This is a genomic window from Pontibacter chitinilyticus (assembly GCF_039748935.1).
Lineage (GTDB): Bacteria > Bacteroidota > Bacteroidia > Cytophagales > Hymenobacteraceae > Pontibacter > Pontibacter chitinilyticus.
In genome coordinates, this window is sequence record NZ_JBDIZJ010000010.1 from 155,936 (window position 1) to 178,308 (window position 22,373).

Annotated in this window: 20 protein-coding genes; 12 read left to right on the forward strand and 8 right to left on the reverse strand. The window is 54.4% G+C overall.

Annotation, left to right across the window (positions count from 1 at the left end; genetic code table 11):
* Positions 1 to 61: 61 nt before the first annotated feature.
* The 6 genes from ABDW72_RS15305 (at position 62) to ABDW72_RS15330 (ending at position 6,213) form a co-directional block, all read left to right on the forward strand.
* Positions 62 to 1,024: a stage II sporulation protein M gene (locus ABDW72_RS15305; protein WP_347159463.1), complete on the forward strand. Its 963-nt coding sequence runs from the start codon at positions 62 to 64 to the stop codon at positions 1,022 to 1,024.
* Entirely contained in the window at positions 999 to 1,889 is an 891-nt protein-coding gene (locus ABDW72_RS15310; RefSeq protein ID WP_347159464.1) for a DUF7847 domain-containing protein, read from the forward strand. Before ABDW72_RS15305 ends, ABDW72_RS15310 begins: the two co-directional genes overlap by 26 nt.
* Complete coding sequence (locus ABDW72_RS15315; protein ID WP_347159465.1) at positions 1,873 to 2,613, forward strand: DUF4129 domain-containing protein; 741 nt, start codon at positions 1,873 to 1,875, stop codon at positions 2,611 to 2,613. The genes ABDW72_RS15310 and ABDW72_RS15315 overlap by 17 nt, the downstream gene beginning before the upstream one ends.
* A complete protein-coding gene (locus ABDW72_RS15320) occupies positions 2,610 to 3,797 on the forward strand; it encodes a DUF4350 domain-containing protein (protein WP_347159466.1) in 1,188 nt (395 codons plus the stop codon). Before ABDW72_RS15315 ends, ABDW72_RS15320 begins: the two co-directional genes overlap by 4 nt.
* Before the next feature lie 3 nt (positions 3,798 to 3,800).
* Positions 3,801 to 4,793 (forward strand): AAA family ATPase, encoded by a 993-nt coding sequence (locus ABDW72_RS15325; RefSeq protein WP_347159467.1) that lies wholly within the window; start codon positions 3,801 to 3,803, stop codon positions 4,791 to 4,793.
* 88 nt (positions 4,794 to 4,881) lie between these two features.
* Positions 4,882 to 6,213, forward strand: a complete 1,332-nt coding sequence (locus ABDW72_RS15330) for a DUF58 domain-containing protein (protein WP_347159468.1) — start codon at positions 4,882 to 4,884, stop codon at positions 6,211 to 6,213.
* Between the two features lie 51 nt (positions 6,214 to 6,264).
* Here the strand turns inward: ABDW72_RS15330 and ABDW72_RS15335 are convergent, their stop codons facing one another.
* Positions 6,265 to 6,522, reverse strand: coding sequence for a hypothetical protein (locus ABDW72_RS15335; RefSeq protein WP_347159469.1), 258 nt, complete (start codon positions 6,520 to 6,522; stop codon positions 6,265 to 6,267).
* Between the two features lie 207 nt (positions 6,523 to 6,729).
* Between ABDW72_RS15335 and ABDW72_RS15340 the strand changes: the two genes are divergently transcribed.
* A complete protein-coding gene (locus ABDW72_RS15340) occupies positions 6,730 to 7,251 on the forward strand; it encodes a hypothetical protein (protein ID WP_347159470.1) in 522 nt (173 codons plus the stop codon).
* On the opposite strand, the gene ABDW72_RS15345 is transcribed toward ABDW72_RS15340, so the two are convergent.
* The gene (locus tag ABDW72_RS15345; RefSeq protein WP_347159471.1) at positions 7,248 to 9,695 is read right to left on the reverse strand and encodes a PAS domain-containing protein; all 2,448 of its coding nucleotides are present in this window, start codon (positions 9,693 to 9,695) and stop codon (positions 7,248 to 7,250) included. The two genes, ABDW72_RS15340 and ABDW72_RS15345, sit on opposite strands and share 4 nt — an antisense overlap.
* 5 nt (positions 9,696 to 9,700) lie before the next feature.
* On the reverse strand, positions 9,701 to 9,994 hold the full coding sequence (locus ABDW72_RS15350; protein WP_347159472.1) for a hypothetical protein: 294 nt from the start codon (positions 9,992 to 9,994) through the stop codon (positions 9,701 to 9,703).
* A gap of 348 nt (positions 9,995 to 10,342) precedes the next feature.
* Here ABDW72_RS15350 and ABDW72_RS15355 point away from each other — a divergent pair, with 348 nt between their 5' ends.
* The 3 genes from ABDW72_RS15355 (at position 10,343) to hrpB (ending at position 14,793) form a co-directional block, all read left to right on the forward strand.
* Positions 10,343 to 11,479, forward strand: coding sequence for a class I SAM-dependent methyltransferase (locus ABDW72_RS15355; RefSeq protein ID WP_347159473.1), 1,137 nt, complete (start codon positions 10,343 to 10,345; stop codon positions 11,477 to 11,479).
* 52 nt (positions 11,480 to 11,531) lie between these two features.
* Positions 11,532 to 12,053 carry a GreA/GreB family elongation factor gene (locus tag ABDW72_RS15360; RefSeq protein ID WP_347159474.1) on the forward strand — a complete coding sequence of 174 codons (522 nt, stop codon included), beginning with the start codon at positions 11,532 to 11,534 and terminating at the stop codon, positions 12,051 to 12,053.
* Between the two features lie 193 nt (positions 12,054 to 12,246).
* Positions 12,247 to 14,793, forward strand: coding sequence for an ATP-dependent helicase HrpB (gene hrpB, locus ABDW72_RS15365; RefSeq protein WP_347159475.1), 2,547 nt, complete (start codon positions 12,247 to 12,249; stop codon positions 14,791 to 14,793).
* A 66-nt stretch (positions 14,794 to 14,859) separates the two neighbouring features.
* On the opposite strand, the gene ABDW72_RS15370 is transcribed toward hrpB, so the two are convergent.
* The 4 genes from ABDW72_RS15370 to ABDW72_RS15385 form a co-directional block, all read right to left on the reverse strand.
* Entirely contained in the window at positions 14,860 to 16,101 is a 1,242-nt protein-coding gene (locus ABDW72_RS15370) for a sodium/glutamate symporter (RefSeq protein WP_347159476.1), read from the reverse strand.
* A gap of 164 nt (positions 16,102 to 16,265) precedes the next feature.
* Complete coding sequence (locus ABDW72_RS15375; RefSeq protein WP_347159477.1) at positions 16,266 to 16,607, reverse strand: hypothetical protein; 342 nt, start codon at positions 16,605 to 16,607, stop codon at positions 16,266 to 16,268.
* 135 nt (positions 16,608 to 16,742) lie between these two features.
* On the reverse strand, positions 16,743 to 17,558 hold the full coding sequence (locus tag ABDW72_RS15380) for an MBL fold metallo-hydrolase (RefSeq protein WP_347159478.1): 816 nt from the start codon (positions 17,556 to 17,558) through the stop codon (positions 16,743 to 16,745).
* A gap of 235 nt (positions 17,559 to 17,793) precedes the next feature.
* Positions 17,794 to 18,576 (reverse strand): 3-keto-disaccharide hydrolase, encoded by a 783-nt coding sequence (locus tag ABDW72_RS15385; protein ID WP_347159479.1) that lies wholly within the window; start codon positions 18,574 to 18,576, stop codon positions 17,794 to 17,796.
* A gap of 327 nt (positions 18,577 to 18,903) precedes the next feature.
* Between ABDW72_RS15385 and msrA the strand changes: the two genes are divergently transcribed.
* A complete protein-coding gene (gene msrA, locus ABDW72_RS15390; RefSeq protein ID WP_430438157.1) occupies positions 18,904 to 19,452 on the forward strand; it encodes a peptide-methionine (S)-S-oxide reductase MsrA in 549 nt (182 codons plus the stop codon).
* A gap of 86 nt (positions 19,453 to 19,538) precedes the next feature.
* On the opposite strand, the gene ABDW72_RS15395 is transcribed toward msrA, so the two are convergent.
* Positions 19,539 to 20,648, reverse strand: coding sequence for a glycoside hydrolase family 43 protein (locus tag ABDW72_RS15395; protein WP_347159480.1), 1,110 nt, complete (start codon positions 20,646 to 20,648; stop codon positions 19,539 to 19,541).
* 323 nt (positions 20,649 to 20,971) lie between these two features.
* Here ABDW72_RS15395 and ABDW72_RS15400 point away from each other — a divergent pair, with 323 nt between their 5' ends.
* The gene (locus tag ABDW72_RS15400; protein ID WP_347159481.1) at positions 20,972 to 22,297 is read left to right on the forward strand and encodes a flavin monoamine oxidase family protein; all 1,326 of its coding nucleotides are present in this window, start codon (positions 20,972 to 20,974) and stop codon (positions 22,295 to 22,297) included.
* The last annotated feature ends 76 nt before the right edge of the window (positions 22,298 to 22,373 follow it).

Here is a 22,373-nt window from a genome sequence, read left to right on the forward strand (position 1 = left end):
AAGTTTGTTTTTTTTACATCACAATATACATATATTTGGTAGATAAGAAAATACTTTTGCCGTGCGTGAGTCTGCCTTTATCCGAAAAAACAAACTTAAGTGGAAGTCCTTTGCCATTCAGAAAGCCTCCAGCCCCGATGAGTTGGCTGACAAGTTTATTGAGCTGACGGACGACCTGGCGTATGCGCGCACGTTCTACCCCGATTCTGACACCACGGCCTATCTCAACGCACTCACCGGCCGCACACACCAGTCCATCTATAAAAATAAAAGAGAGAAGCAGAACCGCTTCTTCGCCTTCTGGAAGTATGAACTGCCTTACCTATTCCGGCAGCACCACCGGCAGTTGGGCTATGCGTTTCTGATCTTTGCCGTTGCCTGCGGCATTGGCGCCCTTTCCGCCGCTCTCGACGACACTTTTGTGCGCCTCATTCTGGGCGACTCCTATGTAAACCAGACCATGGAGAATATCCGCCACGGCGACCCACTGGCGATTTACAAAGGCGGTGGTGAAGCCGAAATGTTCCTTTTTATCACCCTGAACAACATTAAGGTGGCTTTTATGGCTTTTGTGCTGGGGGTGTTCTTTTCGCTCGGCACCGGCTGGATCCTGTTTCAGAACGGCGTGATGCTGGGCGCTTTCCAGTACTTTTTCTACAAACAAGGGTTGCTGCTGCCGTCGCTGCTCACCATCTGGATACATGGCACGCTGGAGATCTCGGCCATTGTGATTGCAGGCTGCGCCGGTTTTGTGATGGGCAACAGCCTCCTGTTTCCGGGCACCTATTCGCGCCTGCACGCATTTAAGCAGGGCGCCCGCCAAGGGCTTAAGATCGTGGTGGGGCTGGTACCTATCTTTATCACCGCTGGTTTTCTGGAGGGCTTTGTAACCCGCCACACCGACATGCCAGTTGCCCTCAGCCTGGCCATTATCCTTTCTTCTGCCACTTTTATATTCTACTACTTTATACTTTATCCACGCACGTTGCACCACCGCCATGCTACAGACAAGCCAGAAAATTAACTTACGCGAAGAAAGGGACTTCAGTGAGAAGCTGAACGCCACTTTCCGCTTTATCAAACTCAACTTCCGCCCGCTGCTCCGCGTGCTGCTGCTGTACGTAACACCGGTTGCACTGACAGCCGGTATCCTGTCGGGCCTGTACCAGGCACGCCTGTTCCGGACACTGGGCAGCGACAAGCCTTACAGCACGCTAGGCGAGTATAGCTTCTTCAACCAGGTGACCTCGCTCCATTACCTGCTCACCCTTTTCTTTATGTTTCTGGGCTATGTGCTGGTGTGCCTCACGGTGTACGGCTTTATGGTGGTGTACATGGATGAAGAAACGCCTGTGCAGCCTGCCGCCGTGTGGGCGCATGTGAAACAGAACCTGGTGCAGGCCCTTTATTCCAGCATTGCATTGGCCGTTGTCAGTTTTCTGGGCATATTTCTGCTGGGGCTTGGGCTATACCTGGGTGTGGTTTTTTCCTTGTTCCTGATCGTGATGGTGCGCGAAGAGACCGGCTTTGTAGAAACGTTGGAGCGCTGCTTCCACCTTATCAAAGGCAACTGGTGGGCTACCTTTGGCTTGCTGTTGATGGTTGGGCTGATACAAGGCGTTTTCACCTGGCTGACGGCTTTACCGGTAGGTGTGGTCACGCTGATGCGCATGTTCCAGATACCGGGTGCAGAAAGCGATCTGCTGCTGGTAGTGGCAAGTGCGATTTCTTCCGTACTGGGCATTTACATCTACTCCCTGTCAGCCATTGCGTTGGCATTCCAGTATTTTAACCTGGTAGAGCAGAAAGACGGACTTGGTTTACTTACCCAGGTAGATATGATTGGCCGCCGCGACCTGAATGCAACAGCAAATGAAGGCGAATTTTAAGCGCTTTCCGGTTTTTATACTTGTACTTGGCCTGCTATTTGGGTTGAGCCGTATCGCCTGTGCCCTGCCCCAGGACAGCATCCCCGCTGCCCGGCAACCGGTGGTGGTCCGGCAACCGGACAAAGAAACGTTAGCGGCCCTGCAGGCAGACAAGGACTTTGAATACTTTGAAGAAGTACGCCCAACCAACACTTTCTGGGAGCGCCTGATGGCCCGCCTGCAACACTGGCTGAAGGAGCTGTTTTACCAGGGCGAGGCGAGCGGCTTCTGGGAGCTGATGATCTACCTGCTCATTACGGCGGCTATTGCCTTTGTGGTGATAAAGATGCAGCATGTTGACGTGGGCAGCCTCTTCGGCAAAAAGCCGCAACAAACCGACACCCCTTATGCGGTGTATGAAGAGAACATACAGGACATGGACATGGCGGCCCTGCTGGCGGAGGCGATCGCGCAGCACGACTACCGCAAGGCCATCCGCCTGCACTATCTCCAGAGCCTGAAACAACTAACGGAGCTGGGCCTGATCCACTGGAAGCCGGGCAAAACGAACCGCAGCTACATCACTGAAATTCAGCTGCCCGGTATCCGGCAGGAGTTTGAGCAGCTGACCAGTATGTTTGAATATGTATGGTATGGCGGCGCTGGTTTAGGGCAGGAACTCTTTGCCTCTGCCCGCATAACGTTCCAACAGTTTGACGCCCTCGTAAAGCAGCAGCACGCATGAAAGACTACCGCAGATATATCGTCCTGATCCTGCTGCTCTTCTCGGGGCTGGTGCTGCTGGAGTATTTCCGCCCCAAACCTGTGGACTGGTCGCAGACCTATTCGCGCAAAGACAAGATCCCGTATGGCACGTATGCGCTGTATGAGCTGCTGCCGGGCCTTTTTCCGGGGCAGCAGGTGCAGCAGGTGCGGGAGCCAGTATATAACCAACTGCAGGACACTACGCTGCAGGGCAACTACATTTTCATCCAAAAATACTTTGCGGCCGACAGCCTGGATACCCAACTGCTGCTGGACTTTGTGCGCCGCGGCAACCAGGTCTTTATCGCGGCAGAGGAGTTTGCCCCTTCCCTTCGCGATACGCTCCACTTCAACACGGCTTTCCTGAATACCACCTCACCTGATTCGACAGGCTTATACTTTACCAGCCAGCCAAAGCACACCGTTTATACGTATCCGCCCAACAACAATGCCCGCTATTTACAAGTAACGCAGCGGGCGGGCCATGTAGCGCTCGGGCGTAACAAAGCAGGCAAGCTCAACTTGATGCAGGTGCCGTTTGGAGCGGGCAGTTTTTACATCAGCGCTGTGCCGCTGGCTTTCACCAATTACCAACTGCTGACAAGGAAGCAGAGCGGCTACGCAGCCACCGCCCTCTCGCACCTGCCCGTGCAGCCGGTGTTGTGGGATGAGTACCAGAACCAGGGCCGCGACGAGAATCCATCCGTTTTCAGGGTGCTGATGCGCCATGAGTCGCTGACCTGGGCCTACTACCTAGCTTTGGCAACCATGCTCCTGTTTCTGCTGGTGCAGAGCAAGCGCACGCAACGTATTATTCCAGTGCTGGCACCGCCACGCAACACCACCCTCGATTTTGTGCAGGCCATCAGTGGTTTATACTATACCCATGGCAACCATAAAAACATCGCCTCAAAAAAGATTACCTATTTTCTGGAACACCTGCGCCTGCAGTACCACGTCAGCACCAGTATATTGGATGAAGATCTGCGCGAGCGGGTCACGGCAAAATCAGGTGCCGACAGAGAACTGATCGATCGTATTTTTGAGCTGATCAACAGCATCACACACGCCAATGCCATCAGCGACCAGACCCTGCTGTTGCTTAACAAGTATTTAGAAGACTTTTACAAACAAACCTTTATCGGGCCCAAAGCCCAGGTATAGCTTATGCAAGAAGACGTACTCATCTCCACCCAGGAAAACAAAACCGACTACACCGCCCTGCGCACCGCTGCGGAAAGTATAAAGCAGGAGCTTCGCCAGATTATAGTTGGCCAGGAGAAACTGATCGAATTACTGTTGATCGCCATGCTGGCCGAGGGCCACGTGCTGATAGAAGGCGTGCCCGGCATTGCCAAAACGCTGACGGCAAAACTGCTGGCCCGCACCGTGCAGGTAGACTTCAGCCGCATCCAGTTCACCCCGGACCTCATGCCCTCCGACGTGTTGGGCACCTCCGTTTTCCACCCCGGCACCAGCACCTTCGACTATAAAAAAGGGCCGATCTTCGCCAACATTGTGCTCATAGACGAGATCAACCGGGCCCCTGCTAAAACGCAGGCGTCGCTGTTTGAGGTGATGGAAGAGCAGCACATCACCCACGATGGCAAGGTATACCCGCTGGCGGCGCCGTTTGTGGTACTGGCTACGCAAAACCCGATTGAGCAGGAAGGCACCTACCGCCTGCCGGAGGCGCAGCTGGACCGGTTCATGTTCAAGGTGCTGGTTGATTACCCTAGCCTGGCGGAGGAAGTGGCCATACTGGAACTACAGCACAAAGGCGCCCAGCTCAAAAAGGATCTGGATCGTGTGCAACCAGTTTTATCAGCAGAGCACCTGCTGGCGCTGCGCGAAGCCGTGCAGGCCGTGCACCTGGACCGCAAACTGATCGAGTATATTGCCGGGATTGTCGGGGAAACGCGTGGCAATAAGTCGCTGTACCTGGGCGCTTCGCCCCGTGCTTCGATTGCGTTGCTTAACAGTGCCAAAGCGATGGCTGCCCTGCGGGGTCGCGGCTTTGTAACCCCGGAAGATGTGCAGGAACTGGCGCCGGTGGTGCTGCGTCACCGTATCCTACTCACGCCGGAGCGCGAGATGGAAGGCATTACGCCGGACGAGGTCATCAAACAGATCATCCAAAAAGTAGAAGTACCGCGTTAGCCGAAAGCTCCGGAATGCTAAATCTTACCTGAAGATTGTCCCTGGAGGGAAAATCTGACTTTATGAACAACTTAATTTTTCATTGTTAGTGGCTTTTATCCGCAGTTTATACTTTACCAATCGCCTGTACCTGAGCCTGGCCGCGCTGGTGTGCCTGTTTGTGCTTGCCTTCTTTGTGCCGGTGCTGCTGGTGTTTGCCAAAGCAGGCTTCGGCGTGCTGGTGCTGCTCACCGTGCTCGATCTGCTGCTGCTTTACAGCAACCGGCAGGGGGTGTTTGCCAGCCGCAGCATGCAGGAAAAGCTTTCTAACGGCAGCGACAACGAAGTATACTTATACCTGGAGAACAAGTATAACTTCACGCTGCATGCCGAGGTAATCGATGAACTGCCGTTCCAGTTTCAGAAGCGCGACAGCCTGTTTCAGGCGACTGTTCCGAAAGGGCGCACGCATATTATTCAGTATACCCTGCGGCCCACCAAGCGGGGCACATACAGCTTCGGGGCAATCAACGTATTTGCCATCAGCACGCTGCAGTTGGTAAAGCGGCGCTACAAGTTTGCACAGGACCAGGAGGTACCGGTTTATCCTTCCTTTATCGAGATGCGGCAGTATGAGCTGCTGGCCGCCTCGAATAAATTACACGAGCTGGGAATTAAGAAAGTGCGTCGCGTGGGCCAGAGCTCCGAGTTTGAGCAGATCCGCACGTATGTGGCCGGCGACGACCAGCGGACGATCAACTGGAAAGCCTCGGCCCGCAAAGCTGAGCTGATGGTGAACAGCTACCAGGATGAGCGCTCGCAGCAGGTATATTGCCTGCTGGACAAAGGCCGCGTAATGCAGATGCCGTTCGAAGGACTAACGCTGCTGGATTATGCCATCAACGCCTCGCTGGTTATTTCTAACATCGCACTAAAAAAGCAGGACAAGGCAGGTATCATCACGTTTTCGGATAAGATCAGCAACATCCTTCCGGCGCAGCGCAAAGGAGACCAGCTGCGCCGCATTCTGGAGCTGCTATACAACCAGAAAACCCTGTACCAGGAAACAGACTACGAGCGCCTGTACGCCACCGTGCGCCATACCCTGAAACAACGCAGCTTGCTGTTGCTGTTCACCAATTTTGAAACCTTAAATGGTGCCCAGCGGCAGCTGCCTTACCTGCGGGCATTGGCCAGGCACCATTTGCTGGTGGTGATCTTTTTTGAGAACACAGAGCTGCGTGCCCTACTGCAAGAGCCCGCCACCAACACCGAAGAAATATACACCAAGGCCGTTGCCGAGAAGTTCCGCTATGACAAGCGGGAGGTAGTCAAGTTGCTGCGCCAGCACGGCATCCACGCCATCCTAACGCCGCCCAAAGACCTGACGGTTAACACCATTAACAAATACCTGGAGTTGAAAGCCCGTGGCCTGATCTAACGAAGGCAGCAAGTATAAGCAGGAGTCAATGCCTCGGCCTTTTATACTTCATCAGGCTTCCAGCAGGCGCTGGATATCTATGTGGGCGGCGTAAGGCTCCAGAATTGCCATGGCGCTGGCCGCCGGTTTAAAAGTGGAGACGACCCGCAGCCCGTCTTTTTCCCAGAGCTCTACAAAATGATGCTCCAGCACATACAGTGAAACGCGCCATTCCCCTTGCTGCCGCAGCGCCAGGTGGGTTCCCTGCTGCTCCAGCACTTCTGCCTGGCTCCACAGCGGAAGCTTGTAAAAGAAAGAAGACTCTATCATAAAAACGATTCCGTTTGCGATAACAGGCTATGAACAGGCTCCGGCCGCAGCACCTTAAGCACCGGTGTTGCCTGCGCTACGATACAGGTTGCCAATGTATAGCCTCATACGAAACCCCGTTTGTCAGGGCTTGTTTCATACTTGTTAAAGATACAACCGCGCTCGCCAGCAACAAAGTTTAAAACCAGAGATAACCCCAATTAAAGTATGGTACATCCCTGCGCATGCTCCCGGCAGGTATACATGAAAGGAAAGCAGACAGTTCCGGGTTCAGACAGCGCTAAGGATGGCTCTGCTCCGGCTGCACCTGCTACCGTACGGCTTGGCAAATCTTTTGCCGGAAGCTATATAAATGCGGCCTGCAACGCTTACCTTGCACCCATGGAACTACGAGGCACATGGACCAAAGACGAGGAAGGCTACATGACATTCGACAAGCCGGAAATACAACGCTTGTATGAAGCCATTACCGACAAGTACCACCAGGTGTACAACCGCTACCTGGCTGCTTACGACGACGAGGAGGCGTATTACAAAGCCCTGCACGACGGCTACGAAATGGTGACAGACGACCAGCTGATCGATGGCAAATCGGAGTTCGCCACCAGCTACAGCACACCCGAGTACGTGCTGGATGTATGGTATGAATTTGATCCCTACAGCGGCAAACGCCTGTATAACAAAGGCTTTATTCGGATCACCAGCAAGCCGGTAACAGCAGACGCTTAGTGCCGGAAGTAGACGTAAAAGGCCGTACCTTCGCCTACCCTGCTGGCCACTTCTATTTTACCGCCAGCATTCTCTATAATGCGCTTTACCATGTATAACCCAATGCCCGATCCTTCTACATGGTCGTGGAAACGCTTAAACATGGTGAAAAGCTGTTGCTGCTGCCCCGCATTCATGCCCAGCCCATTATCCTGCACTGTAAGCACAATGTAGCCAGGCTCCTGGTGGCACCGCAGCTGCACCAGCGGCGCTCTCCCCGGCGCACGGTATTTGATGGCGTTGGAAAGCAGGTTATAAACGATGCTGCGCAGGTTTTTCTCTGAGAAAGAAATGGCGGGGCATTCCTGCATCTGCACCACCACCTGTGCCCCTGATTCCCGAATCATCTGCTGCAGGTCTAACTTTACCTCGCCGACTACGGCGGGCAGCTGCACCAGACTCACCTCTTTGCTGTTGTCCTTCTGCAGTTTGGTTACTTCTGTCAGGTTGGCAATAGTTCTTTTAAACCGTTCAATTGAGTCCTGCATCATCCGCATAATGTGCTGCACCACTTCCTGCTGCAGGCTTTCTGCGGGTAGCTCGCTTTGCAGCGCCTGTAGTAGCCCTTCGATGTTAAAAATGGGCGCTTTGAGGTCGTGCGAGGCGGTATAGATAAAATTATCCAGGTCTACGTTGGTATGAGAGAGCTGCTTGTTTATTTCGGCCAGTTCCCGGTTGCTGGCTGTGATCTCGGCGTTAGCTGCTGCCAGTTCGTTGTTGATCTGGGCCAGTTCTTCGGTAAGTGCCTGTAAATGTTGGCGGGCATTTTTCTGCTCTGTCATATCCGTTATCAGCACATAAACACCCTCCACCTTCCCTTGTACAACGTGCGGAATATAGTTGGTTAGTACATGCCGGGAGTGGCCGTGACGGTTGTCCATCTGCACTTCAAATTCCATGCGCTCCCCCGCCATTGCCTGGTTAAAGTATGGCTTGATGTTGCGGTAAGTTTCCTCCCCGACCACATCTTTCAGGTATAGCGCCAGCATATTTTCAGGGTTCAGGTGAAACCACTGCTCATAAGCCTTGTTGGCAAAATAATAGCGCTCGTCTGTGCCGATGTAGGAGATAAGTACCGGCAGCGCATCAGTCAGTAGCCGGAGTTGCTGCTCCTGCTCCCGCAATGCCGCCTCGGCAGCTTTCTGCCGGGTAACATCCAGCATTACCCCGGCAATCCGAACGGGCTGCGCCTGCTCGTAAAACACCTGCCCCTGGTTCCTCATCCAGCGCAGCTCTCCGTCTACGCGGCGGATGCGGACTTCCATATCTAAAAGGCCGGTCTGCATTGCTTGCGAAAATTTCTCCTTCACGATGGCATGGTCCTCCTCCACGGTATGTAGCAGCAGCGAAGCGATGTTCCAGTTCAATTGGTTTTGTTCGTAGCCCAGCAGGCGGTCGTGGTTGGCACTTCGGGCTACCTGCTGCTGCACCACGTCAAAGTTAAAGGTTGCCATGTTTCCGGCTTCCAGTGCCAGTTGCAGCATGGCCTCACTTTGTTCGGCCATCTGGCGGGCCCGCACCTGCTCTGTTACATCGTACACGATCTGCATAACGCCCGTGATCTGCTGTCGGGTATCGCGAAGCGCCTGGTAGCGGATATGAAAATGCCGCTGCTCCAGTTCGCCCTGCCTGATCAGGGTAACGGGCAGCTCCTTCTGTTCAAAAGGTTTCCCCTCCTGCAGCACAGCATCCAGTATTTCGCCAAAGCCCTGCTGCTTTACCTCCGGCAGCACATCAAATATTGATTTGTGCAACAGCTGCTCCGGGTCACGGCCCAGCAAATCACCCAGCATCGGGTTCACCAACTCTACAATATGGCCCTCACCCTGAAAAATACCGATGCCCACAGGCGCCTGCATCAGCAGCGAGTACAGCCGCTCTTTCTGGTACAACGCCTCGGCCTGGGCCAGCTGCAGGGCGTCGGTACGGCTTTGGATGTGCTGTTCGCGTTGCTGACTTTCGCGGAGTTGCCGCTCTGCCAGCACGCTCGCCGTTACATTGACGGTTTCATGTATGATATACCAGACATTTCCCTGCGCATTGAGTACAGGCGTATTGGTGATGCTCCAGTAGCGCTCCAGGGCCGTATCAGCGTTGGCATCTCCGGGCAGGTCGTAGCGCTGGATGCCGGGGGTATGCGGCTCGCCCGTAGCAAGTACGTGCTCCAGCGAGGCACGTAATCTATCGGTCAGGCCAGATGCGGTTTGTGCTTCAGGGAAAACATCAAAAAGGTAACGGTCTGTTATTGCTTCGCGCGACAACCTTGTTTCCTGCAGGTAGGCATCGCTGACACTTTTAATGCAAAATTGTGGGGAAAGGACTAAGTATAGCCCCGGCAAAGACTCGAATAGCTTCTGAAAAGGAACGGGCGCACCAGTTAGCGCGGAGTATAAAGTATCAGCCATCAATTCTAATCTGTAACGTCGAATCCTTGTGTTCCCCTGCCCCTGTTTCCTACATTGACGGCTGCAAACAAAAGCCTGCCGCTATGGTATGCTGGGGAGTAAGTGCTACCAGAAAGCTTCTGTAAAGTAACAATAATAATCAGCAATAATAAAAGTGCAGACTTTGTTTCTGCTATCCCCAAAGTATAAGCAGCACCTTCCCGAACCGGTTCCATAATGATCACTTCCGGACGAACAAAGAGAAGCACTCCTGTAATACTGGGATAAACCGGCAGCGTTTTATACTTGTCTGCAGCCATTCGGTATTTTTATACTTGCCTGCGGCAAAATCCTGCTCTTTGGTACTACCCGCACAGCCATTCTACCACAACCTCTCATTCAAAGTATAAATCATTAACTCTGAATCCATTGCAAGATAAGACATCTGCCAGCAGCCAAAAGGTTGCACAAAAAAAGCTATTATCATTAGCTTTATCAAGTAAAGACTAATTAATTTAGCAACCTTAAATCATGCGGCAGGTTTGACTGCCACCCAAAATCAGGTGTATTGCAGGCAACAGCCGTAAACGCTTTTAAAGCAGCACCTGGCTTTTCAGGCGCCGCCGGATTTTAAACACACTTAACCTGAGTTCCACCAAAGCTTCCGTATGCCTTCTGCCCTTCCAAGCCCTACATTTTTTAAGCACAGGCGCAGCTTTGCCGAACTGAAGCAAGAGCTGCTGGGCAGCTACTTCGATACCTGGTGCGGGCTTTATATGGCTGCTGGCAAAGCCGCAACGTGCGAGGCCCTGCTTTACGTTGACCTGCACGCTGCAGCCGGCGAGGGCTTGGAGGCACCTGCGACATCTTTACCCGGCCTGCTGGAGCGCCTTTGCCGCAGCACCGGCAAGCAGCAGGACCTGAATGCCGTTGTCCGTACGTTTTACAGCGAGAGCGATAAAGCAGCATTCGAGCAGCTGCACCAAAACTTACAGCAACTCCCCTGTTTGCCGGCACACGCGCCGGTTTCTCTGCAAGACCCGGCCAACCAGTTGCTGCTAGCCGAGTTGCTGGAAACCGACTGTCCGTCGCTGCTTTTCCTGGACCCGTTCAGCTACCCCTATGCGCAGGAGATGGTGCAGCGCTGTGCCGGGCTCCAGCAGTCAGACCTGTTCATGGTGCTGCAGCCCGACACCTTGCGCAAGGCACTCACAGGCAAAAAGGTGAGCCCGCCCCTGGAAGCGCTATTTGGCAGCCGGCTGGCCCTGATCCAGAGCTTTTGCCGGAAAGAGAAGAACAGCGCCCGGCGCGATGCCTTTATCCTGGACCTGTTTGTTGCGCTGTGGAAGGAAAAAGGCTACTATACATGCTGCTTCAAAGTGAACGACCCGGAAAAGGAGTTGGCCCTGCAGTTTGTGCTGTTCTGCTCCCGAAACAGCAGCGCCTACCAGCGCTTCAAGGACATGCTGCTGCCCTACAGTGATGTTCAGGCGGATGGAGTTCCCCTATTTGAAACCAACCAGTACCAACGCCACCAGCTGAACCTGTTTCCGCAGCAACTGCCTTATGCCGTTACCAAGCTGGCCGAGGAGCTGGCAGCCCTATCGGCTAAGTATAAGTATAAAACTATTGCAAAGATTGGGGAGGACCACAGCCTCGGCACCAACTATATTCCTGCAAACTACCTGGCTGCCTTCGAGCTGCTGCAGGCCCAGGGTAAAATCGAGCTGATGAACGCCAAAACCCTGCAAACCATACGGGCAGCGACACCCGCTTCAGTGGTCAAGTATAAAGTGCCGTCCTGATGCCGAAAACAGGCTGCACAACGCCGCCTCCTGCCTTACGTTTAGACCTAATATGAGCCGAGCTTTTGTAAAAGAAGATGATGCCGGGCAGCCGCCACTGATTCCGCCGCGTGCGGCATTGCCCCCCGGCACGCCCAACTATGTGACGCCCCAGGGTCTGGCACAGCTGCGGGCCGAAATGGCGGAACTGCAGGCAGCACGCACTACCACTGAAGCCAACCACCAGGACGAAGCCGAACGTACCCGCCAGCTAACCCTGCTCAACGGCCGGCTTAGCGCCCTCTCCGAGCGCCTGTCCAGCGCACGTGTGATCGACCCGGGCAGTCAGCCAGCGGATGAAGTACGCTTTGGCGCCACCGTTACGCTCCGCACCCGCAGCGGCGGAAAACCGGGCCAGGAGCGCCGCTTCACCATTGTAGGCGTAGATGAAGCCTCTTTGCCGGATGGGCAGGTTGCTTTTGTCGCTCCGTTGGCGCGGGCAGTTACGGGTGCACGGCTGGGCCAAACGGTTACGGTGCGCCTGGGCCGTACCGAAGAAGTGGTAGAAGTAACCCACATTTCTTATCCGCAGTAGCTGCCTGGCTGAGATATACAATTTACAAGTATAAGCAGGAACGACATGGCCGCTTATACTTATACTTATACTTATACTTATACTTATAGCCCTGCGCTGCTCCACAAGTATAGCCGCTGTAAAAACGTAATAGCTGTAATATCTCAGCTTTGAAAACAAAACTATCCGCTATAATTCCGACTTTTGCCGCTGTATGCCTGCAACTGATCTCCTTTATACTTTACCTGAACTCCCCGTGAAGGAGGCGCTTCCCCGCCTCCTGGCTGCGTTGGAAAATTCGCCCAAAGCAGTACTCGAAGCCCCGCCTGGTGCCGGCAAAACGACACTCGTACCGCTCGCCCTGCTGCAGGCTTCCTGGCGTAATGGGGGCAAAATTATTGTGCTGGAGCCCCGGCGCTTAGCTGCCCGAGCCGCCGCCCAGCGCATGGCAGACTTGCTGGGGGAAGCCGTTGGCCAGACAGTGGGCTACTGGGTCCGGTTGGAGCACGTGGTATCAGCCAGAACCAGGATCGAGGTGGTGACGGAAGGAATCCTCACCCGCATGTTGCAGGACGACCCGGCGTTGGAAGGAGTTGCCGCTGTCATCTTCGACGAGTTTCATGAGCGGAGTCTGGCAGCTGACCTGGGGCTGGCACTCGTGCTGGATGCCCAGCAGGTACTACGTCCTGAGCTGCGCATACTGGTAATGAGCGCCACCCTCGATGCCACAACCATCGGCAGTTGGCTGGCCGCACCCGTTATACAGAGCGCCGGCCGACAGTACCCGGTGGAGACCTCCTACCTTTCTACGGCAGAAGTGGCTGCAGCTGGTAGCCGCCCCGCAGAGCGGCTGGCCAGCCTGGTACCGAAAGCGATCCGTGAAGCCTTGGCCCAGCACCCCGAGGGCGATGTGTTGGTTTTTCTGCCCGGTATGGGCGAAATGCGCCGGGTAAGCGCACAACTGGAGGAAAAACTACCTGCTACCATCGACCTGCATTTGTTACATGGCGAACTGACGCTCGCAAAGCAGCTTGCCGCTATACAACCGGCGCCTAAAGGGAGACGGAAAGTGGTACTGGCAACGAGCATTGCTGAAACAAGTTTAACCATAGAGGGCGTGATGATCGTGGTGGATGGCGGCTATGCCCGCATACCCCGGTTTGTGCCCCGTACCAGCCTCACAACGCTAGCGACTGTGCCGGTATCCAAGGCTGCTGCCGATCAGCGCCGGGGCCGCGCCGGCCGACTGGCACCGGGCGTTTGTTATCGACTTTGGTCGGCGGCCGATCAGTTGCAACTGCCGGCCAGCCTGCCCCCGGAGATCTGTGAAGCCGACCTCTCTGGCTTAGCCCTGGAGCTGGCTCTCTGGGGGGTGAAAGAGGCAGCAGCCCTGCAGTGGCTGAACGAACCGCCTGCTGCAGCACTGGCGCTGGGCCGCGACTTATTGGTACGCCTGCAGGCGCTGGATGCAGCCGGCAACCCGACTCCACATGGCAAAGCGCTGGCTGGTTTGGGTATGCATCCCCGCCTCGGCCATTTGGTCATGTGGGGTCATCAAATGGGCTTGAGCGCTACAGCCTGTACCCTGGCGGCCCTGCTCTCGGAGCGCGACATACTGCGGCCGGCGCAGGCAGGCTGGGCGGTCCCGCTACCCGACCTGCAACTACGCCTGGAAATACTGGCAGGCAAGCGTCCGCCTCTCCCGGGGTTTATACTTGATGAGAACGCGTTGCGGAAAGTACGGGAACAAGCCCGCCACCTCCGCCAACGCCTCCGCGCCCCCGAGGAGCTGTTGCAACCAGAGGCAGCAGGTATCCTCACGGCCCTCGCCTACCCCGATCGGCTGGCGCAGCGGGAAGCGTCCGGGCGGGTGCGGATGGTGACAGGGCAGCGGGCAGCACTGGCAACTGAACTTTTTGCTGAAGCGGAATTTTATGGTGTAGCGCAGCTGGAAATTGGCAAACAGCCGCGCGTGTTGCTGGCAGCGCCTGTTAGCAAAGCCGAACTGCAGGCTCATTTTACCGACCAGTTGGAAACGCTGCAGGAAGTACGCTGGGATACAGCTACCGGGCGCGTAAAAGCGCGGCAGGTCACCCGCCTGGGTGCGCTGCTGCTGGAAGAAACTACACAAACACAACCCGACCCGGATCAGGTAGCAGCGGTGCTGCTGGAAGTACTGCGGGAAAGAGGCGTTGACCGGCTGCCTTGGGCTGATGAAGCCCTGCGTACCCGACAGCGGCTGTTGTTTTTGCACCAACTGGCGCCTGCACAGTGGCCGGATGTTTCGGATGCGGTGCTGACTGCGACACTGGAAGTATGGCTGCAACCCTACCTATCGGGACTACGCTCGCTGGAGCAGGTGATGCGGCTGGACCTGAACCAGGCGCTGCTGGCTTTACTCTCATGGGAGCAGCGGCAGGAGATGGAGCGCCTGGCTCCATCACACCTGGAAGTGCCCAGTGGCTCGCGGATAGCGCTGGACTACTCCGATGCAGCAACTCCTGTACTGGCCGTGCGCCTGCAGGAAGTCTTCGGGCTACTGGAAACACCCCATATTGGCGGGGGCAAAGTGCCCCTGCTGCTGCACCTGCTTTCCCCGGCCTCACGCCCCGTGCAGGTAACCCGCGACCTACGCAGCTTCTGGAGCAATGGCTATTTTGAAGTACGCAAAGACCTGCGGGGCCGCTACCCCAAACACCACTGGCCTGAAGATCCGCTTTCGGCACCTCCTACCAGAGGCATTAAACGAAAACCGCAGTAAAGCACCTGCCTGTCAGCCATACTATACTTCTATACTTATAAGTGATTTCTTTACAGCTGGCAGCAGCTAGCCGAAGAGGTGCAGCAGCACGGTGGTGAGCAGGATCACCATCCACGGAAACAGGAAAAAAGCATTCAGGGGCATGATGACGGGCATAGGTTCCACCGGCCCCTCTTCATTCATAAACCGGCGTAAAAAGCTCATGGCCATTGGCCCCCATCCTGTTGTTACGACCAGGAAAGCCGTCGCGATCACAGCAGCATAATAGCGGTTGGTAAAGCGTGTAAAAACACCATATGCCAGCCAACTAACGGCCACGCTACAGCCGATGGCCAGCAGCGCGCCCGCCAGCAGCTGCGGCGTAAGCAGCCACAGGTAATGGAGCGGCACACTCATGATGGCATATGACAGCACCAGGTTCATGGTAGGCCCAAGCAGCAGCACTGTCAATGCCTTTTCGGGGAATTTACTTTTATCGACGGCTACGGAGAAAAGCAGGCGGCAGGCAGCTCCCAGCAGAAAAGCGAGCACGATCACGGGCACATAATCATCCTGCAGCCAGCTTACTTTGTTTAGCAGTAGCCACTGTATGCCAAAAGCAACTGAAACAAGCACAAAGATCAGCACGATCAGGCAGGTGAACTCGGTAGCAAATGTGCTAAGCGACAAACGCGCCTGCGTTTCTGAGGGTGCAGGTTTGGGCGGCTGCTTTTCTGCTACCTGAAACATCCGTCTGCTTACCAGGTTCGCTCCGAAAATACTGCATAACACGCCCACCATCATCACGCCCTGGGCTGTTTCCTTCAGGTGCGGGTAGGTGAGTTGAAAGAGGTGCGCGATAGGGCCTGTTTGCGAGGGCGGGTTCAGGTTAAAAGGCGCGCCGACAAAGCTCAACGGCCCTGCCAGAATAGCCGTGTAAACCGGATGAGCGCCCATCGTCGCCACGGGCAGTACCACTATAAATTGAAGTATAGCCAAGCCCAACCCGGCGCCCAGAAAGATAAAGAAAAGCTTATAGCCATGCCGCAGAATACGGGGCGTAATGTGCAGCCCCATGTTAGCTGTTAGCAGCCCCACCAGAAAATCGACTTCGGCCCCCTGCGTAGGTAAATCAACAATGGCTATCTGGGACTTGCGGAGCAGCAGGAAAACCAAGGCAACCAGCAGGCCACCCAGCAGCGGCTCCGGTACGTACGCCCGCCGCAATATAGCGATACTACGTACCAGCCACTGCCCGACCAGCGAAGCAACACCTGCCAGGGCGACAGCAAACAAAAAAGGAAGGTGAAGGTGTACGGGTGCAGGCATGAAGTGAGTAGCTTTTTACAAGAGGAACAATCGTTTGAAAAGGGCTTTTGCTACGGTCTCCTGCTAAAAAATACTGGCTTGCCGCGGGCATTTAGCAGCCTGCGGCAAGCCAGTATGAAACGTTTGTACCTATAGTTTGGAGCCCGGCAAAAGACACTATCCGTTTACTTCCTGTCCGGCTTATCAATGTCCTTCCCTAAATCCTCTACCTGTTTCATAAAGTTCTCTACAGTCTCGTCGGCATAGGGCCCATAGGCATCTACAATAGTCCCTTTTTCTCCGGATACAGTTTCGATGGCGTACAGAATAGCCATGTCGCCGGGGTTGGTTTCGCCTTCGAAGCGATAGAAATTCGTGATGCGAACCTCATAAGGGCCAAAGCATGCCTTCTCATCCATCGTACATAAAAGTCCATCCTCCGTAATCCTGAACTCCGTTGCATAGCCCTCCTTGCGTAGTGCTGCCAGAATGGTAACCATGGAGGTAAGTTCTACTTTATCTTCCATAACAGTAATTTAGTCACTTAGTCCCCGATTATACGGCGCATTTTTTAAAGCGGCCAATGCCCGTGGAAATTAAAGTAAGTACAGGTAAGATGGTGCAATTGCTGCTCCAGGGTACCGCCGGGGCTACCCAGCCGGTCAGATCAGCAGCTCTAGCTGCACGCCGCTCCGGTCCGGCACACCGGCCGTGGCGCTGATCGTATAGACTGGCGTTTCCTCGAAGCGTGAGGCCACAACAACTTCTGTGCTCCCGGCATGCGGCACAAACAGGTCGCGGGCCAGCACCGGGTGATTGTTGTCTTTGGAAAGATGCGACAGCAGCACATGGCTCATGTAGGCCGGTTTGTAAGTAGTGAACAGCGCCAGTGCCTGTTTGTTGGATAAGTGTCCTTTGCCTCCCCGGATGCGCCGCTTCAGATGGTAGGGATAATAGCCTTGGTCCAGCAGTTCATCGTCGTAGTTGGCTTCCAGAAAAGCCGCATGGCATTGCTTAAAATACCGGATGAGCTGCTCGCAAGGCGCGCCGATATCAGTGAACACGCCTACCTGCACGGCTTTGCAGGTGATGATAAAACTGTGCGGGTCGGCGGCATCATGCAGCTTTGGGAAAGCTGTAACAGAAAGGTTGCCCACCGCCACCGGCTCGTGTGCCGTGAACGTGGCCGTGCGGAACTGCGGCACACCAAAGCCCGACCGCTGCAGGGTGTCTGGTGTTATAAAAACCGGCAGGTTATACTTACGGGCCAGCACCGGAATGCCGCGGATATGGTCGGAGTGCTCGTGCGATACGAAAATAGCTTTCACGTTGTGCATCGACAGGCCCAACCGGTGCATCCTTTTCTCTGTTTCGCGGCACGAAATGCCGGCATCCACCAGCACGGCCTCACGCTCATTCCCAATATAGTAGCAGTTGCCGTTGCTGCCTGAGTTCAGCGATGTAATACTTAGTGCCATAGCAAACAAAGTAACTGCTTTCCCTGATCTTGTTCAACTATATAAGTAAGCAAACATGTAAAAAGCGGGCCGCGCAGCAAAAAGACCGCAAAAGCAGCAGTGATACCCTTTTACTGAAACAGCCGGCGCCTTTCCTTTGATAGAAGAAAGACGCCGGCTGCAGGAGTACTGATCGAACCTGCAAGTATAGTATAGCAGGTGCAAATAGTATAAAATAGTATAAAGTAGAGCCGGATTATTTCAGTTCCCGCACCCAGATGTTGCGGTAGCTGATCGGCACGCTCTTATCGCCATGCGCCTGCAGTTTGATCGGAGCGGGACCATGCTTTTTGTTCGCGTAAGTCGGCTTGCCGATGTACTGGGTAGGCCCTTGCAGTTCAACGTTGTTTTCTACCAGCACCCCGTTAAACAACACTGTTACGCGGGCAGGTGCTTTTAAGGAGCCATCTGCCTCAAAAACCGGAGCTGTCCAGATCACATCATAACTTTGCCATTCGCCGGGCTTGCGGGCGGGGTTTACCAACGGAACAAACTGCTTGTAAATGCTGCCGGCCATGCCGTTTACATAGGTCTTGTTGTTGTAGGCATCCAGCACCTGCAGCTCATAGCCGTCGTCGCCTTTGCCAAGCGAAGCCAGAAAGATACCGCTGTTGCCGCGGGCCTGGCCTTCACCGGCAATATTTTCCGGAATGCGCCACTCGATGTGCAGCTGGTAATCGTTGAAAGATTGCTTGGTTTCGATGTTGCCGGTTGCTTTGTTTACTGTTAGCACCCCATCTTTCACCGTCCATTGTGCCGGCTTGCTCCTGTCGTCCGTCATCACCCATTGATTCAGGTTTTTGCCGTCGAACAAAACAACGGCATCCGAGGGAGCTTCGATGTGCACCTCGCTGGCGGGCGTTACTACCTTCGGAACGGGCTCCCACACTTCGGTGTCTTCGGGTTTTGCATTTTGCTGTGCGTGTGCCATAAAAAAGCTACCTGCCAGTAAAGCGGTTAAATACAGTTTACGTGTCATACGGAGTTAGTTTTGAGTATGTACCTCTGTGCAAAGGATAAATATACGTATTTCGTTTATTTTCACAACAGAAAGTGTCCGGCTTTTGTCCGGCACCGGCTGACGCGAAGTATACGTGCTGTACCTCAAGTCGTTTGTGGTACCGCCACCGCCCGTTCTCGCTGCCGTACGAAAACAGTTGCCGCACTGGCACGTTACAGGAGCAGGCAGCCTGCTGTACGGGTATCCGGAAGCGCCGCTGAACATTAAGACAAGTTGCCTGTTTTAGCCAGTAACATACAGTCCGTAAGGCTGCATCACAGATCATCAAACTATAGAGAAGCAGGAATGGAAGAGAATAAAAAAGAAGCATCACAATACGCACTAGCCACGTTTGCCGGCGGGTGTTTCTGGTGTATGGTAAAGCCTTTCGACCAATGGCCAGGCGTTATCAAAGTAGTATCGGGTTACACGGGGGGCGAGCTGGAGCACCCTACTTACCAGCAGGTTTGCTCCGACACTACCGGCCATTACGAAGCTGTGCAGATTACGTATGACCCGGCCGTGATGCCATACAGCGAGATACTGGAGATCTTTTGGGAGCAGATAGACCCAACGGATGCAGGCGGGCAGTTCGGAGACCGGGGCTCCTCTTATCAAACCGCCATTTTTTACCACACCGAAGCGCAAAAGGCAGAGGCAGAGCAATCGAAGAAAGCGCTGGCGGAAAGCGGCCGCTATCAGGGCAAAATCGTGACGCCTATTCTGCCGGCAAAACCTTTCTATGAGGCTGAAGAATACCACCAGGACTACTACAAGAAAAACCCGCAGCATTACCAGCGTTACAGTGTAGGCTCAGGCAGAGCCGGATTTATCCAACAGCACCGAAGAAAATAAGTATAAAGTCAGATTACAGCTATAACATACAAACGCCCGACTCATTAAGTATGAGCCGGGCGTTTGTATGTTATAGGAATGGCTGCTTATTCTTTGTAAGCAGTTATGGGTTGAATCGTGCCATCCGGGTTGTAGTGCAGTTCCGTCACTTTTACGTTCCGCAGGTTGGTTTTGCCCGATAGCTGGATATCGTGGTAGAAGATGTACCATTTGCCGTTGAACTCCACAATAGAGTGGTGATTCGTCCAGCCCTGCACCGGATTCAGCAGCACACCCTGGTACGTGAAAGGGCCTGTCGGGCTGTCGCCGATGGCATACACAATGTTGTGCGTGTCGCCGGTGGAGTAAGAGAAGTAGTACTTGCCGTTATACTTGTGCATCCACGAGGCTTCGAAAAACCGCTTGTCGTTTTCGCCGGCTGTCAGCGGCTTGCCGTCCTTACCCAAAATTTGCAGATCCTTTACCGGACCGTCAAAATGCAGCATGTCGGAGCTCAACCGCGCTACCTTCGGCATCAGCGCCGGCTGGTCATCTGCCGGATAGGTGTCTTTGTCAGTGAATGCGCCCGTTTGCCAGCGCTGCAGCTGCCCGCCCCAAATACCGCCGAAGTACATGTACGAGGCGCCATCCGTGTCAGTAAACACGGCCGGATCAATGCTGAAGCTGCCCTCGATGGGGTTTGGCTGCGCTTTAAACGGACCAGTCGGCGAGGAACTGGTGGCTACGCCAATCTTAAACTGGTCCTGCTTGTCTTTGGCCGGGAAGTATAAATAGTAGGTATCGCCTTTCTTAGCCGCATCGGGCGCCCACATTTGTTTCGTTGCCCAGGGCACATCCTTTACATCCAGCGCTACGCCATGGTCTGTCACCTTACCGCCCACGCTGTCCAGCGACAGCACGTGGTAATCGCGCATGGCATACTGCGCGCCGGTGTCATCATCGGGTATATCCGACTCTATGTCGTGCGAGGGGTAAATGTAAATCTTTCCGTTGAACACGTGCGCCGAAGGGTCGGCGGTATACATGTTGGTTACCAGCGGCTGCGACAGGTAGGTCGGGCCTTGCGTGCTGTCTTGCTGCGCTTGGGCGGTGGCGTCTTCCGTTTTACCGGATTTGTTGTTCTGGCACGCAGTAGCTAAAACAGAAGAGGCCAGCAGGATACCGGCCAAGTGTTTTGCATGTATGTTTTTAAGCATATCAGGAGTTTTGGTTTTCGTCTGTTAAGATAGAAAACTTAGCCAAGCTGACCTATTCAGCTTGGCTAATTTGTTATGAAATGACGACTAAACAACTCCTTACCGCCTTATCTTTAGCGGCCGCTTTGCCACGCCTGAATCTAAAAGGAGGATGGTAACTGTTATCTTTGGCTAATGCACAGTGCAAATCTGGCACAATAAAATTAAAAAACTGAAGTGATCAAAATACACCTGAGAAGCATAACACCCGTAGCACCTTGTATTTTATACTTCAACTGCTCCGAAAAGAACCTGGAAAAACTATTTTGAACAACCACCCTAGTATGACATATTGCATCGTGATAGGCGCTGGCGCAGCCGGCCTGCTGGCAGCCCGCCAGTTAGTAAAAGCAGGTAAAAGTGTACAGGTGCTGGAAGCACGTAACCGTATCGGCGGGCGCACTTATACTTTCCGGCCGGCAGGGTTTACGAACCCTGTAGAGGCAGGGGCCGAGTTTATACATGGCGATCTGCCACTCACGCAACAGGTGCTGCAGGAGGCCGGCGTTTCTTTTTATTCCATGCAAGGGCGCACGTATCAGGTAAAAGCCGGCGCGCTGCAGGAAACAGAGGAGTTTATCGAACACTTTGATGTGCTGCTGGCCACGTTGGAACGGCTGCAGCAGGACATGTCTCTAACTGCCTTTCTGGCGCAGCACTTTGGGGATGAAGCGTACGCGGGCCTGCGGGAGGGCGTGCTCAAGTTTGCCGAAGGGTATGATGCCGCCGATGCAGCTAAAGTCAGCGTGTTTGCGCTGCGGGACGAGTGGCTGAGCGGTGGTGCTATAAATTCCTTTTTCCCGAAAGGCGGCTATGGGCAGGCGATGCAGTTTCTCGCCGAAGAGGTCCGGGCGGCAGGAGGTGCGATCCACCTGGGCTGTGTGGTGCAACAGGTGCGCTGGCAGCAAGGTCTGGTGGAGGTGCAGGATGCGCAAGGAAACACGTATACGGCGCGGCAAGTGCTGGTAACCGTACCCTTGGGTGTGTTGCTATCGGAGCCCGGCAGCATCGGGCATATCCACTTCTCTCCCGCTCTTCCTGCACCCTATCATGTGGCGCTGCAGCAACTGGGCTTTGGGCCGGTCATCAAAATGCTGCTGGAGTTTAAGACCTGCTTCTGGGATGATTTGGCATTGCAGAACCAGGTGCGCCAGATGCCGGAGCTCAGCTTCCTGCTGTCGGATGCTTCGCCGGTACCTACCTGGTGGACGCATCTGCCTGCTAAAACACCCCTGCTAACGGGTTGGCTTGCCGGACCAAACGCAACCCAGCTGCAGCACCTCTCCGAAGAAGCGCTATTGGCCAAAGCGCTGGAATCGTTAGCATACATTTTTCAGACCAGCACGGCTTTGCTGGAGGCGCAGTTAGTGGCTGCTCGTGTGGTAAACTGGGCGGCAGATCCGTTTGCGCGTGGCGCCTATGCGTATGCCACCGTACAGACGGCAGCGGCTTGCCAGGTGCTGGTGCAGCCCCTAGCCGGCACCTTATATTTTGCCGGAGAAGCCCTTTTTACCGGCCACGCCATGGGAACAGTAGAAGCTGCTCTGGCTAGCGGAAAGCAGGCCGCACAGCGCATGTTATCCGACGAGCAAAAAACTTCTTCCTCCTGAACCAAAATCAACCTTATACCTGCTTTGTAAGAATTACACTTCTTTTTTCACAAAATCACGTATAGCGTACACCAAA

Bases quoted from the DNA above. Each gene is read 5' to 3' on its own strand.
- ABDW72_RS15310 (WP_347159464.1), top strand. From the start codon at position 999: ATGCTACAGACAAGCCAGAAAATTAACTTACGCGAAGAAAGGGACTTC.
- ABDW72_RS15315 (WP_347159465.1), top strand. From the start codon at position 1,873: ATGAAGGCGAATTTTAAGCGCTTTCCGGTTTTTATACTTGTACTTGGC.
- ABDW72_RS15320 (WP_347159466.1), top strand. From the start codon at position 2,610: ATGAAAGACTACCGCAGATATATCGTCCTGATCCTGCTGCTCTTCTCG.
- ABDW72_RS15325 (WP_347159467.1), top strand. From the start codon at position 3,801: ATGCAAGAAGACGTACTCATCTCCACCCAGGAAAACAAAACCGACTAC.
- ABDW72_RS15335 (WP_347159469.1), bottom strand. From the start codon at position 6,522: ATGATAGAGTCTTCTTTCTTTTACAAGCTTCCGCTGTGGAGCCAGGCA.
- ABDW72_RS15340 (WP_347159470.1), top strand. From the start codon at position 6,730: ATGGTACATCCCTGCGCATGCTCCCGGCAGGTATACATGAAAGGAAAG.
- ABDW72_RS15345 (WP_347159471.1), bottom strand. From the start codon at position 9,695: ATGGCTGATACTTTATACTCCGCGCTAACTGGTGCGCCCGTTCCTTTT.
- ABDW72_RS15350 (WP_347159472.1), bottom strand. From the start codon at position 9,994: ATGGCTGCAGACAAGTATAAAACGCTGCCGGTTTATCCCAGTATTACA.
- ABDW72_RS15355 (WP_347159473.1), top strand. From the start codon at position 10,343: ATGCCTTCTGCCCTTCCAAGCCCTACATTTTTTAAGCACAGGCGCAGC.
- ABDW72_RS15360 (WP_347159474.1), top strand. From the start codon at position 11,532: ATGAGCCGAGCTTTTGTAAAAGAAGATGATGCCGGGCAGCCGCCACTG.
- hrpB (WP_347159475.1), top strand. From the start codon at position 12,247: ATGCCTGCAACTGATCTCCTTTATACTTTACCTGAACTCCCCGTGAAG.
- ABDW72_RS15370 (WP_347159476.1), bottom strand. From the start codon at position 16,101: ATGCCTGCACCCGTACACCTTCACCTTCCTTTTTTGTTTGCTGTCGCC.
- ABDW72_RS15375 (WP_347159477.1), bottom strand. From the start codon at position 16,607: ATGGAAGATAAAGTAGAACTTACCTCCATGGTTACCATTCTGGCAGCA.
- ABDW72_RS15380 (WP_347159478.1), bottom strand. From the start codon at position 17,558: ATGGCACTAAGTATTACATCGCTGAACTCAGGCAGCAACGGCAACTGC.
- ABDW72_RS15385 (WP_347159479.1), bottom strand. From the start codon at position 18,576: ATGACACGTAAACTGTATTTAACCGCTTTACTGGCAGGTAGCTTTTTT.
- msrA (WP_430438157.1), top strand. From the start codon at position 18,904: ATGGAAGAGAATAAAAAAGAAGCATCACAATACGCACTAGCCACGTTT.
- ABDW72_RS15395 (WP_347159480.1), bottom strand. From the start codon at position 20,648: ATGCTTAAAAACATACATGCAAAACACTTGGCCGGTATCCTGCTGGCC.
- ABDW72_RS15400 (WP_347159481.1), top strand. From the start codon at position 20,972: ATGACATATTGCATCGTGATAGGCGCTGGCGCAGCCGGCCTGCTGGCA.